The organism is Streptomyces sp. GbtcB6 (assembly GCF_019091475.1).
Lineage (GTDB): Bacteria > Actinomycetota > Actinomycetes > Streptomycetales > Streptomycetaceae > Streptomyces > Streptomyces hyaluromycini.
In genome coordinates this window covers 169,104-181,103 of record NZ_JAGXJL010000014.1, presented here as the reverse complement: position 1 = coordinate 181,103, position 12,000 = coordinate 169,104, and the positions used below count along the sequence as shown (strand labels likewise).

Annotated in this window: 9 protein-coding genes; all 9 read left to right on the top strand. The window is 72.4% G+C overall.

Translation table 11 applies throughout. The annotated features are described in order from the left end of the window. Window positions 1-65 precede the first annotated feature (65 nt). Window positions 66-500, top strand: coding sequence for a hypothetical protein (locus tag KVT45_RS24550; protein ID WP_217550879.1), 435 nt, complete (start codon window positions 66-68; stop codon window positions 498-500). A gap of 46 nt (window positions 501-546) precedes the next feature. Next, window positions 547-1,479: a TatD family hydrolase gene (locus tag KVT45_RS24545; RefSeq protein WP_217550877.1), complete on the top strand. Its 933-nt coding sequence runs from the start codon at window positions 547-549 to the stop codon at window positions 1,477-1,479. Between the two features lie 157 nt (window positions 1,480-1,636). Then, complete coding sequence (locus KVT45_RS24540; RefSeq protein WP_217550875.1) at window positions 1,637-3,040, top strand: resuscitation-promoting factor; 1,404 nt, start codon at window positions 1,637-1,639, stop codon at window positions 3,038-3,040. 39 nt (window positions 3,041-3,079) lie between these two features. Further along, window positions 3,080-3,949, top strand: a complete 870-nt coding sequence (gene rsmA / locus KVT45_RS24535) for a 16S rRNA (adenine(1518)-N(6)/adenine(1519)-N(6))-dimethyltransferase RsmA (protein WP_217550873.1) — start codon at window positions 3,080-3,082, stop codon at window positions 3,947-3,949. Continuing rightward, window positions 3,946-4,866: a 4-(cytidine 5'-diphospho)-2-C-methyl-D-erythritol kinase gene (locus KVT45_RS24530; RefSeq protein WP_217550871.1), complete on the top strand. Its 921-nt coding sequence runs from the start codon at window positions 3,946-3,948 to the stop codon at window positions 4,864-4,866. Before rsmA ends, KVT45_RS24530 begins: the two co-directional genes overlap by 4 nt. A gap of 213 nt (window positions 4,867-5,079) precedes the next feature. Continuing rightward, window positions 5,080-5,859: an MHYT domain-containing protein gene (locus tag KVT45_RS24525; RefSeq protein ID WP_217550869.1), complete on the top strand. Its 780-nt coding sequence runs from the start codon at window positions 5,080-5,082 to the stop codon at window positions 5,857-5,859. Between the two features lie 118 nt (window positions 5,860-5,977). Next, window positions 5,978-7,984, top strand: a complete 2,007-nt coding sequence (locus KVT45_RS24520) for an ATP-binding protein (RefSeq protein ID WP_217550867.1) — start codon at window positions 5,978-5,980, stop codon at window positions 7,982-7,984. Window positions 7,985-8,186: 202 nt separating this feature from the next. Further along, a complete protein-coding gene (locus KVT45_RS24515; RefSeq protein ID WP_217550865.1) occupies window positions 8,187-9,995 on the top strand; it encodes an ABC-F family ATP-binding cassette domain-containing protein in 1,809 nt (602 codons plus the stop codon). A 255-nt stretch (window positions 9,996-10,250) separates the two neighbouring features. Further along, on the top strand, window positions 10,251-11,963 hold the full coding sequence (locus tag KVT45_RS24510; protein ID WP_217550864.1) for a PQQ-binding-like beta-propeller repeat protein: 1,713 nt from the start codon (window positions 10,251-10,253) through the stop codon (window positions 11,961-11,963). The last annotated feature ends 37 nt before the right edge of the window (window positions 11,964-12,000 follow it).

Genomic DNA, 12,000 nt, shown 5'->3' with positions numbered 1-12,000 from the left:
GGGATTCCGGGGGGAATCCCCGCGCCGGGGGCGCGTGCTTGTCCGAGCGGACAAGAGGAGCTGGCATGAGTGAGATCGCAGGGCAGACCGGCCTCAGCGGTGCGGCCACAGCCGTCGTCCACGAGTCGTATTCCTTCGCCTGCATGCGATGCGGGCACGGCTGGGAGCAGTCGTACGAGATAGAGCACCACACCGACGCCGACAACCACGAGTTCGTCAAGTACGTGGCGAACGGCCGGGTCGTCCCGTCACCGCTGAGCCGGCCCTCGTGCCTGAACTGCGACGGCCAGGTCCTGCGGATCATGCGCGCGGGGCAGGTCTCGTCGGTGCGGAACGCCGCGCAGCGGTCGCATCAGCCGGCGGCGCAGGACCGTTCCGTCGGGCAGGACGGTGCGGAGACCGGGCCGGCCGTGGCGGCGGAGACCTCCGCGGAGGTCAAGGCGGTGCACCACTGGCACCTGTCGGATCTCCTGCACCCCTTCCAGCGCAAGGCGAGCTGACCCGGGCGCGGGTCCGGCGGGCATGCCCCTTTCGTAGGATCGGGGCATGCCTTCGAACGCCTCCGGTACGGCCTCCCCTACGGCCGACAAGAACGCGGCGCCGCCGCTCCCGGAACCTCTCCGGGTGCCCGTCGCCGACTCCCACACCCACCTCGACATGCAGTCCGGCACGGTCGAGGAGGGCCTCGCGAAGGCCGCTTCGGTGGGCGTGACGACCGTCGTCCAGGTCGGCTGCGACATCAAGGGCTCGCGGTGGGCGGCCGACACCGCCGCCGCGCACGCGAACGTCCACGCGACCGTCGCGCTGCACCCCAACGAGGCCCCGCGGATCGTGCACGGCGACCCTGGGGGCACCTCCCAGCCCCCTGGGGCTGGGGGAGGATGGTCCCGGCAGGGGGCCCGTGCCGGGGGCGGGGACGCGGCGCTGGACGAGGCGCTCGCCGAGATCGACCGGCTGGCCGGGCTGCCCCAGGTGAAGGGCGTCGGCGAGACCGGCCTCGACTACTTCCGCACCGGGCCCGAGGGCAAGGCCGCCCAGGAGCGCTCCTTCCGCGCCCACATCGAGATCGCCAAGCGGCACGGCAAGGCCCTCGTCATCCACGACCGCGACGCCCACGCCGACGTCCTGCGCGTCCTCAAGGAGGAGGGCGCCCCCGAGCGGACCGTGTTCCACTGCTACTCCGGGGACGCCGGGATGGCCGAGGAGTGCGCCCGCGAGGGCTACTTCATGTCCTTCGCCGGCAACGTCACCTTCAAGAACGCCCAGAACCTGCGGGACGCGGTGCTGGTCGCCCCCCTGGAACTGCTCCTTGTGGAGACCGACGCGCCCTTCCTGACCCCGGCGCCGTACCGCGGACGGCCCAACGCCCCGTATCTCATTCCGGTCACGGTGCGCGCGATGGCCGCCGTACGCGGTATCGACGAGGACGCGCTGGCGACGGCCCTGGGCGCGAACACGGCCCGCGCCTTCGACTACTGAGGGTATATCGATCATAACTGGCGCATAACGTTCGCGGGGTCGCGCCTTCGGTCCGCCCGCGACCGTGCGTAGTCGTGCCGCTTTGGAGAGTGACGGGCGCTCCGCTAGGTTCTGGGGGCCCGATCCGGACCCCTCTGGCCCTCTGGAGCGTGTCGGCGTGAGCGCATCGCAGTACGAGACGTCTGGGACGCACGACCCCTATGGCGCGCCCGGAGTGCACGGCGCGCAGGAGATGTACGGCGTGTACGACGCCGAGACGCCGGCATACGGCGCGGCGTACGGGACGGCGTACGGGGGTGACACCTACCGCCCGGCGTACGAGGTCGCGGCACAGGCGTACGCGAGTGAGCCGGTGCTGCCGCGGCAGGGCGGGCGCGGTTCGCAGGGTGAGGGGGGTGAAGCGGGCGCGCGTGCCGTGGTGGGGCGACGCGCCGCGCGCCGGCGGAAGGCGCGGAACTCCAGGCGCCCGGAGTCCGCGGTGCGCCGTCTGCTGCCGCAGGCGCTCGTCGTCGCGTTCCTCGCGGGCGGCACCACCGCTTTCCTCGCCAAGGACAAGGCGATCGAGCTGACCGTGGACGGCAGGCCGCGCACCCTGCACACGTTCGCCGACGACGTGACCGGCCTGCTCACCGAGGAGGGCGTACCGGTCGGGGCGCACGACGTGGTGGCGCCCGCCCCCGGCACGGCGCTGGCCAGCGGCGACGAGGTCGCGGTGCGCTACGGCCGCCCCGTACGGCTCACACTGGACGGAGAACGGCGCGAGGTGTGGACGACGGCGCGCACGGTGGACGGGGCGCTCCGGCAGCTGGGGGTGCGTGCCGAGGGCGCGTACCTGTCGGCCTCGCGCTCCCAGAGCATCGGACGCGCCGGGCTCGCACTCGACGTACGCACCGAGCGCACGGTCACGGTCCTGGCGGACGGCCGGACCCGGACCATCCGCACCAACGCGGCGACCGTCCGCGAGGCCGTCGAGGAGGCCGGGATCACCCTGCACGGCCAGGACACCACCTCGGTGCCCCAGTCCGGCTTCCCGCGCGACGGGCAGACGGTGACCGTGCTGCGCGTGACGGGCAGCAGGGAGGTGCGCGAGGAGACCATCCCGTTCGAGGTGCGGCGGACGGCGGACCCGACGCTGTTCAAGGGCACCGAGGTGGTCGAGCGGGCCGGGCGGCCGGGGTTGCGCCGTGTGACATATTACTTGCGCTCCGTCAACGGCGTCCGGCAGAAGCCCCGCCGCGAGACGTCCGAGGTGGTGCGCGAACCGCGCACCCAGCTCGTGCAGGTGGGGACCAAGCCGCACCCGGACTCCGCGAAGGGCACCGACGGCCTGAACTGGCACGGTCTCGCCGCGTGCGAGTCCGGCGGCCGCCCGCACGCGGTGGACCCCTCCGGGACGTACGGCGGGCTGTACCAGTTCGACACCCACACCTGGCACAGCCTCGGCGGCAGCGGGCGCCCGCAGGACGCCTCGGCCGAGGAGCAGACGTTCCGCGCCAAGAAGCTCTACGTGAGCCGCGGCTCCACGCCCTGGCCGCACTGCGGGGCGCGGCTGCACAGGTGACCGGCGGAAGGTGTCCCCGGCGGCCCGTACCCTTGTCCCGTGAGCAGCCCGACCCCTGACGCCCTCCTCGGCCCCGCCGACATCCGTGAGCTCGCGGCAGCGCTCGGTGTACGCCCCACCAAGCAGCGCGGCCAGAACTTCGTGATCGACGCCAACACGGTCCGCCGTATCGTCCGCACCGCCGAGGTCCGCCCGGACGACGTCGTCGTGGAGGTCGGCCCGGGCCTCGGGTCCCTCACGCTCGCGCTCCTGGAGGTCGCCGACCGGGTCACCGCGGTCGAGATCGACGACGTGCTGGCCGGCGCACTGCCCGCGACGATCGCGGCGCGCATGCCGGCGCGCGCGGACCGGTTCGCGCTGGTCCACTCCGACGCGATGCACGTCACCGAGCTGCCAGGCCCCCCGCCGACCGCACTCGTCGCGAACCTCCCCTACAACGTCGCCGTCCCCGTCCTCCTGCACATGCTCGAGACCTTCCCGAGCATCGAGCGGACGCTGGTGATGGTGCAGTCCGAGGTCGCCGACCGGCTCGCCGCCGGACCCGGCAACAAGGTGTACGGCGTGCCGTCCGTCAAGGCCAACTGGTACGCCGAGGTGAAGCGCGCCGGTGCCATCGGGCGCAACGTCTTCTGGCCCGCCCCGAACGTCGACAGCGGGCTCGTCTCCCTCGTCCGGCGCGCGGAACCGCTGAAGACGACGGCGTCCAGGCGCGAGGTCTTCGCGGTCGTCGACGCGGCGTTCGCGCAGCGGCGCAAGACCCTGCGGGCGGCGCTCGCCGGCTGGGCCGGGTCCGCGGCGGCCGCCGAGACGGCGCTGGTCGCGGCCGGGGTCTCGCCGCAGGCCCGCGGCGAGGCGCTGACGGTCGAGGAGTTCGCGAGGATCGCCGAACACAAGGAGCCCGGTAAGTGAGCGTCACGGTACGCGTCCCCGCCAAGGTCAACGTCCAGCTCGCGGTGGGTGCCGCGCGCCCCGACGGCTTCCACGACCTGGCCAACGTCTTCCTCGCCGTCGGCCTCTACGACGAGGTCACCGTCACCCCCGCCGGCGAACTGGCCGTCACCTGCGAGGGCCCCGGCGCCGATCAGGTCCCCCTGGACCGCACCAACCTCGCCGCGCGGGCCGCGCTCGCGCTCGCCGAGCGCCGGGGCATCGAGCCGGCCGTGCACATCCACATCGCCAAGGACATCCCGGTCGCCGGCGGCATGGCCGGGGGGAGCGCGGACGGGGCGGGCGCGCTGCTCGCCTGCAACGAGCTCTGGCGGGCGGGCGCTTCCCGCGCCGAACTCCTCGCCATCTGCGCCGACCTGGGCAGCGATGTGCCCTTCAGCCTGGTCGGCGGCGCCGCCCTCGGCACCGGGCGCGGTGAGCGCCTCACCGCCCTCGAAGTCGGCTCCACCTTCCACTGGGTGTTCGCGATGGCCGGGCGGGGGCTGTCCACCCCGGCCGTCTTCCGTGAGTTCGACCGGCTCGCGGCGGGGCGCGACATCCCGGAGCCCATCGCCTCCCGCGACCTCCTCGACGCCCTCGCCAAGGGCGACGCCGACGCGCTCGCCGCCGCCGTCTCCAACGACCTCCAGCCCGCCGCGCTCGCCCTCTTCCCGGAGCTCGCGGAGACGCTCGACGCGGGCCGCGCGGCCGGCGCCCTCACCGCGCTGGTCTCCGGTTCCGGTCCCACCACGGCGTTCCTGGTCCGCGACACCGCATCGGCACAGAAGGTCTCCGAGGCGCTCCTCGCCTCCGGCACCTGCCGCACGGTACGCACGGCGACGGCACCCGCGCCGGGCGCGAGGGTGCTCACGACGGACCGGACGGCCGGGTCCGTGTAACCTGAAACTAGGTCTGACCTGCGAAGATGTGAAGATTCGGTGCTGTTACCTACTTCACGGTAATTTAATTTTCACAAATGCACCCCATGGTCCCTTTCGCGCCGTCTGGCTCAAAGTGGCGGCTGGCATGATCGCCATCCCCGCCCTCTGTTACCGGCGGTACCTCGTGTGCGCGGCGACTACGTGTCCGTGCCACGTAGAGAGGACATTTCCATGGGGCACATGGACCACTTCAGCGCCGGATGGGTCACGCCCGTCCTGTCCTACGCGATGGCCTGCGTCGGCTCGGCGCTGGGACTGCGCTGCACCGTCAGGGCACTGGAGGCGGAAGGCGCCTCGAAACGGAACTGGCTGACGCTCGCCTCGTTCGCCATCGGGTCCGGCATCTGGACCATGCACTTCGTCGCGATGATGGGCTTCTCCGTGGAGGGCACGCCCATCCGCTACGACATCCCGCTGACCGTGCTCAGCCTCGTCATGGCGATCGCCGTCGTCAGCGCCGGCATCTTCACCGCCGGATACGGCCGTTCGCGCGTACAGGCGGTGCTGCTCGGCGGACTCGGCACCGGACTCGGCGTCGCCGCGATGCACTACACCGGCATGGCCGCGCTCAACCTGCACGGCTCGGTGGGCTTCGACCCGCTGATGGTCATCGCGTCCGTCGCGATCGCCGTCGTCGCGGCAACAGCGGCGCTCACGCTCTCCCTCGTCGTCCGCGGCCCCGTCCTGGCGACGCTGTCCGCGCTCGTCATGGGCCTCGCGGTGAGCAGCATGCACTACACGGCGATGTTCGCCGTCACCGTCAACCTGAAACCCAGCAGCGCCGAGTTGCCCGGTGCCACGGCCACCGAGTTCCTCTTCCCGCTCGCGGTGCTGCTCGGCTCCTTCCTCTTCCTGGCCTCCGCGTACGTGGCGCTCTCCCCGACCGGCAAGCGCCACGAGTCCGCCGTCGCCGCGGAGTTGCTGCGCGAGGTCGAACTGACCACGGCCTGAGCGCCGTTCCCCGCTGCCACCCCCCCCCGCACCTCCTCGACACCCTCACCCCGTCCGGGAACGCGCGCGCCCTCGGCCCGCCGGTTCCCGGGCGCGCCCCTCCCCGAACGAGGTCCCCATGCGCGTTCGCCGTACCACCGAACGGCTCCGCCCCAGATCCGTCCGCGCGAAGATCGTCGCCCTGCTCATGCTGCCCGTCGTCTCGCTGATGGCGCTGTGGGCGTACGCCGCCGTGACGACCGTCGCCGCGATCGGCGACACCGAGCGGGCCAAGGACGTCAACGCCCAGCTCCTCACCCCCGTGGCCGGCTTCGTGACCGCGCTCCAGGGCGAGCGGACCGCCGCCACCCGCTACGCGGCCGCCCCCGACACCCGTTCCCTCGCCGCGCTGAAGACCGCCAGGGCGGCCACCGACAGGGCGAGGACGAAGCTCACCGACGGCATCAACGCCTCCACCTCCGATGCGGCCCTGCTCAACTCCGCGCTCCCCGCCCGGATCGACCTGCTCTCCGGCGCCGCGGACTCCGTGGGCACCGTACGCGCGGAGACCGCCGAGAAGGGCGCGGCGCAGACGGCGTACACCAAGTACACGGCCGTCGTGGAGCGCGCCTTCGCCGTCACCGGGGCGCTCACCGGCGAGAAGGGCACCGACTCCGCCTCGCAGACCCGCGTGGTGCTCGAACTGGCACGCGCGCGTGAGGCGTTCGCCCGCGAGCAGGCGCTGCTCGCGGCGGGCGAGGCGGCCGGCGACCTGACGCGGCGGCAGTACACCGCGTTCGTCGGCGCGGCAGCCACCCACCGCGAACTGCTGGAGCCCGCGGTCGCCGATCTGAAGGCCGAGCACAGGCGGGCGTACGAGGAGATCCTGGACGGCGCGGGGTACCGGAGGCTGGCCGCCGTGGAGGAGCGGGTCGAGGCCGCGGGTCCTGGCACCGACGCGGTGTCCGCGGCCACGCTGTCCGGCTGGGACGGCTCCGCCACCGGCGTCCTCGACCAGCTGACGGCGGCCGAGGAGGGCGCCGGTACGGGAGCCACGGCCAAGGCCGCCACGTTCGGCTGGAGCACGCTCGGCGCGTCCGGCGTCGCCGTCGTCCTCGGCCTGGTCGGCGTCCTGCTGTCGCTGCTGGTCTCGGTGGGCGTCGGCCGCGGCCTGATCGTCGAACTCCTCGACCTGCGGAACTCCGCCCTGGAGGTGGCCGGCCGCCGCCTCCCGCAGGCCATGCGCAAGCTGCACGCCGGGCAGGGCGTCGACATCGACGCCGAGGCACCCATGCGCCGCCTCGTGGGTGACGAACTCGCCCAGGTGGGCACCGCGCTCACGGCTGTCCAGCGCGCCGCCCTGAAGGCCGCCTCCGAGCGCGCCGAGCTCCTCAGCGGCATCTCCGGCGTGTACGTCAGCCTCGCGCGCCGCAGCCAGGTGCTGCTCCACCGCCAGCTGGACCTGCTCGACCAGATGCAGAGCCGCCAGCAGGACCAGACCGAGCTGTACGACCTCTACCGCGTCGACTACCTCGCCACCCGGATGCGCCGTCACTCGGAGAGCCTGCTCATCCTCTCCGGGATCGCACCGGGCCGCGGCTGGCGGGACCCGATCCCGCTGGCGGACGTGGTGCGCGCCGCCGTCGCCGAGATCGAGAACTCCGCGCGCGTGCAGATCTGGGCCGTGCCGCGCGTGTCGCTCGCCGGCGGCTCGGTGGCCGACGTGATCCATCTGATCGCCGAACTCGTCGAGAACGCGGCCGCCTTCTCGCCCCCCAGCACCAAGGTGCAACTGCGTGCCGCGCGGATGCGTGACGGCCTGCTCGTCGAGATCGAGGACAGCGGCTTCGGCATGAACGAGCAGGCGATGGCCGAGGCCAACGGCAAGATCCAGTCCGCCAAGGTCGACCTCCTCGACGCCAAGCAGATCGGGCTGTTCGTGGTCAACCGGCTGCGCGAGCGGCAGGGCCTCAGGGTCGAGCTGCGCCCCTCGCCGAACGGCGGTGTCACGGCCGCGGTCCTCATCCCCGAGAACCTCATGCGCGACGACATGCCGGTCGGCGAGCAGACCGCCGGGACCGGCCGCGGCCTGGCACCGGCGGCCGCGCTGATCCAGGGCCGGCGACTGGGCGGGGCGAGCGCCTGAGGCCTCGCGAGCACCGCGTCGCGCGCCGTGGCGGCCTCTCCCGCGGCGCGCGACGTCCACGAGGGCCGCAGTGCCACCCGTGACGAGGTACGACCTCCTCGGCGAGGTACGCGCGCGGGCGGGCGGAAAACAGCTCCCGGCGGGACGGCCTCCCGGCGCGCATTACGCTGGGAGGCTGACCGTCCCCCTGCGCAGGAGTGAAATGGCCGTCAACCTGGTCAATGTCGAGAACGTCAGCAAGGTCTACGGCACCCGTGCCCTGCTGGACGGCGTCTCGCTCGGCGTGTCGGAGGGCGACCGCATCGGCGTGGTGGGCCGCAACGGCGACGGCAAGACCACCCTCATCCGGATGCTCGCCAGGCTGGAGGAGGCCGACACCGGCCGTGTCACCCACTCCGGCGGGCTGCGCATCGGCGTCCTCACCCAGCACGATTCCCTCGACCCGGCCGCCACCGTCCGGCACGAGGTCATCGGCGACATGGCCGATCACGAGTGGGCCGGCAACGCCAAGGTCCGGGACGTCCTCACCGGCCTCTTCGGCGGCCTGGACCTGCCCGGCTTCCCCAAGGGCCTGGACACCGTCATCGGCCCGCTGTCGGGTGGCGAGCGGCGGCGCATCGCGCTCGCCAAGCTGCTCATCGAGGAGCAGGACCTGCTCGTCCTCGACGAGCCCACCAACCACCTCGACGTCGAGGGCATCTCCTGGCTGGCCAAGCACCTGCGGGAGCGCCGGTCGGCACTGGTGTGCGTGACCCACGACCGCTGGTTCCTCGACCAGGTCTGCACCCGCATGTGGGACGTGCAGCGCGGCGCCGTCTACGAGTACGAGGGCGGCTACTCCGACTACGTCTTCGCCCGCGCGGAGCGCGAGCGGATCGCGGCCACCGAGGAGACCAAGCGGCAGAACCTGGTCCGCAAGGAGCTGGCCTGGCTGCGCCGCGGCGCTCCCGCCCGTACCTCCAAGCCGCGCTTCCGGGTCGAGGCCGCCAATGAGCTGATCAAGGACGTGCCGCCGCCGCGTGACACCTCCGAGCTGATGAAGTTCGCCTCGTCGCGGCTCGGCAAGACCGTCTTCGACCTGGAGGACGTGACCGTCCAGGCCGGACCGAAGGTGCTGCTCAAGCACGTCACCTGGCAGCTCGGCCCCGGCGACCGCATCGGCCTGGTCGGCGTCAACGGCGCCGGCAAGACCTCGCTGCTGCGCGCCATGGCCGAGGCCGCGCGCACGGAGGGCGAGGCGCAGCCGGCCGCCGGGCGGGTCGTCGTCGGCAGGACCGTCAAGCTCGCCTACCTCTCCCAGGAGGTCGTCGAGCTGGACCCGGCCACCCGGGTCCTGGAGGCGGTCCAGCAGGTGCGCGAGCGCGTCGACCTCGGCAAGGGGCGCGAGATGACCGCCGGGCAGCTGTGCGAGACGTTCGGCTTCAGCAAGGAGAAGCAGTGGACGCCGGTCGGCGACCTGTCCGGCGGTGAGCGCCGCCGCCTCCAGCTGCTGCGCCTGCTCATGGACGAGCCGAACGTCCTCTTCCTCGACGAGCCCACCAACGACCTCGACATCGAGACCCTCACCCAGCTGGAGGACGTCCTCGACGGCTGGCCCGGCTCGATGATCGTCATCTCCCACGACCGGTTCTTCGTGGAGCGCACCACCGACCGCGTCTTCGCCCTCCTCGGCGACGCCACGCTGCGGATGCTGCCGCGCGGCATCGACGAGTACCTGGAGCGCCGGCAGCGCATGGAGGAGGCGGTCGCCGCCACCGCCACCGCCGCGGCCCCCAAGGCCGCCACGGCCGAGCGGAGCGCCGCCGACCAGCGCGCCGCCAAGAAGGAACTCCAGCGGATCGAGCGTCAGCTGGACCGCGTCTCCGAGAAGGAGACCAAGCTGCACGACCAGATCGCCGTGAACGCCACGGACTTCACGAAGGTCGCCGAACTCGACGCCCAGCTGCGTGACCTGGCCACGGAGCGCGAGGAACTGGAGATGCGCTGGCTGGAGCTGGCGGAGGACGCGTAGCCGCCACCGGCGTGAATCAGCCCTCTTCGGTCCCCGCGCACCCCCCTTGCGCGGGCCCGGTGAAGGGGGCGTGAAGGCGCGTAACGGCGGCATCACGGGCCGGTTCTCCCTTGGGAACAGCGGCACATGAGGGCCCGTGGGCTGTCAGTGCCGGGTGGTAGAAAGGTCAGTCTGAGAACTGCCTGAGTGCGACCGAGGGTCCGTCACCAGCCCCAGGCATGGCTCGAAATCAGTGAACGAGGGGGAAGAACGCTGATGACACAGCCGCCCGGCCAGCCGCCGCACGGCGCATTCGGAGCGCCACAGGACCAGCCGCCACCGGGCGGCGGCTTCGGCGCCCCGCAACAGCCGCCCGCGCAGGGCGGCTTCGGCGCGCCCCAGCCACAACCGGGTTACGGCTACCCGCAGCAGCCCGCCCCCGGCCCCTACGGCACACCGGGTCCGTACGGGCCGCAGCCCGGTTACGGCTACCCCCAGCAGCAGCCGCAGTACCCCGGCGGACCCGGGATGCCCCCGCCCTCCAGCGGCAGTGGCTCGGGCGGCGGGCCGTTCAAGGGGAAGCCCGCGCTGATCGTCGCGGCGGCGGTGGCGGGACTGCTGGTCGTCGGCGGCACGGTGTACGCCCTGACCGGCGAGGGCGACGGCAAGAAGCCGGTCGCCCAGCAGTCCGACGACCCCAAGGCCTCCGGCACCGGCACCCCGGTCAACCCGGGTGACGGCAGCGGCGACGGCGGTGCGGACCCGGAGAACCTCAACGCGGGCCGCAAGTCCGGCGAGGCCAAGGTGCTCTGGTACAAGTCGGCACCCGACGCGCCCGCCTCCGGCGCCGACGCGCCCGGCATGTGGATCACCGGGAAGACGGCGGTGAAGGCGGCGTACAAGCAGGTCTTCGCCTACAAGGTGGGCAACGGCGACCCGGCCTGGGCCCCGATCACGTTCCCGCAGAAGATCTGCGCGGTCACCCCGCAGAAGTCGGCGGACGGCAAGGTCGTCGTGGCCTACATGAACGGCACCAGCGACCGCGCCAAGTGCAACCAGCTGCAGGAGATCGACCTCGACACGGGCAAGAAGGGCTGGACCGCGACCGTCGCCGACGGCGGGCTGTTCGACAGCGCCCTCAGCATCGAGCTGACGATCAGTGGAAAGACCCTGATGGCCGGCCGTTCCGAGTCGGGCACGGCGTACGACCTCGACAGCGGCGACAAGTTGTACGACAAGAAGAAGTACGGTGCGGCCTGCTTCCCGACGGCGTTCGCCGGCGGCACGGACAGGCTGATCGAGGTGGCGTCCTGCGCCGCCGGCGGCAGCGCCGAGCACGACGAGATCTCGCAGCTCGACCCGGCCACCGGCCGCGTCGAGTGGACGCGGCCGATCAAGAAGGGCTGGACGGTCGAGCGGACCTACTCCGTCGACCCGCTCGTGGTCTACCTGACCAACGAGGAGAAGAAGGCCTGGAACATCTCGGTACTGGACGGCAAGGGCACGTTCAGTTCCGAGGTGAAGGTGGACGAGAAGTTCGCGCCCCAGTGCGGCCTGGCGATCCTCGCCCGTGACCTCCAGGGCTGCCAGGGCGTGGCCGTCGACGCGAACACCCTCTACCTGCCGACGGACGCGAGCGGCGGCGGCAACGAGATCGTCGCGATCAGCCTCACCGACGGTACGGCGAAGTGGCGTACGAAGTCCCCGACGGACGAGGGGATGTACCCGGTCGAGGTCGAGGGCGGCAAACTCGTCGCGTACGTACGGCCGTCGTACGACGCGGGCGGCCAGGTCGTGTCGATCCCGACCACGGGCTCCACCCACCCCGCCACCAAGCTGCTGCAGAACCCGCAGCACACCGCCGACATCGAGGGCGGCTTCTACGACGGCGCCGTCGACTGGGCCGACGGCCGCTTCTACCTCTCCTCCACGCGGCTGACCGGCAGCGACGACGCGAAGGAGAAGCTGATGATGGCCTTCGGCAACTGAGCGGGGCCCGTCCCGTGCCGTCCAGCAGTCCACGCCG

Excerpts from the sequence above, each read along its gene's own strand:
- KVT45_RS24550 (WP_217550879.1), top strand. The coding sequence starts at position 66 with ATGAGTGAGATCGCAGGGCAGACCGGCCTCAGCGGTGCGGCCACAGCC.
- KVT45_RS24545 (WP_217550877.1), top strand. The coding sequence starts at position 547 with ATGCCTTCGAACGCCTCCGGTACGGCCTCCCCTACGGCCGACAAGAAC.
- KVT45_RS24525 (WP_217550869.1), top strand. The coding sequence starts at position 5,080 with ATGGGGCACATGGACCACTTCAGCGCCGGATGGGTCACGCCCGTCCTG.
- KVT45_RS24520 (WP_217550867.1), top strand. The coding sequence starts at position 5,978 with ATGCGCGTTCGCCGTACCACCGAACGGCTCCGCCCCAGATCCGTCCGC.
- KVT45_RS24515 (WP_217550865.1), top strand. The coding sequence starts at position 8,187 with ATGGCCGTCAACCTGGTCAATGTCGAGAACGTCAGCAAGGTCTACGGC.
- KVT45_RS24510 (WP_217550864.1), top strand. The coding sequence starts at position 10,251 with ATGACACAGCCGCCCGGCCAGCCGCCGCACGGCGCATTCGGAGCGCCA.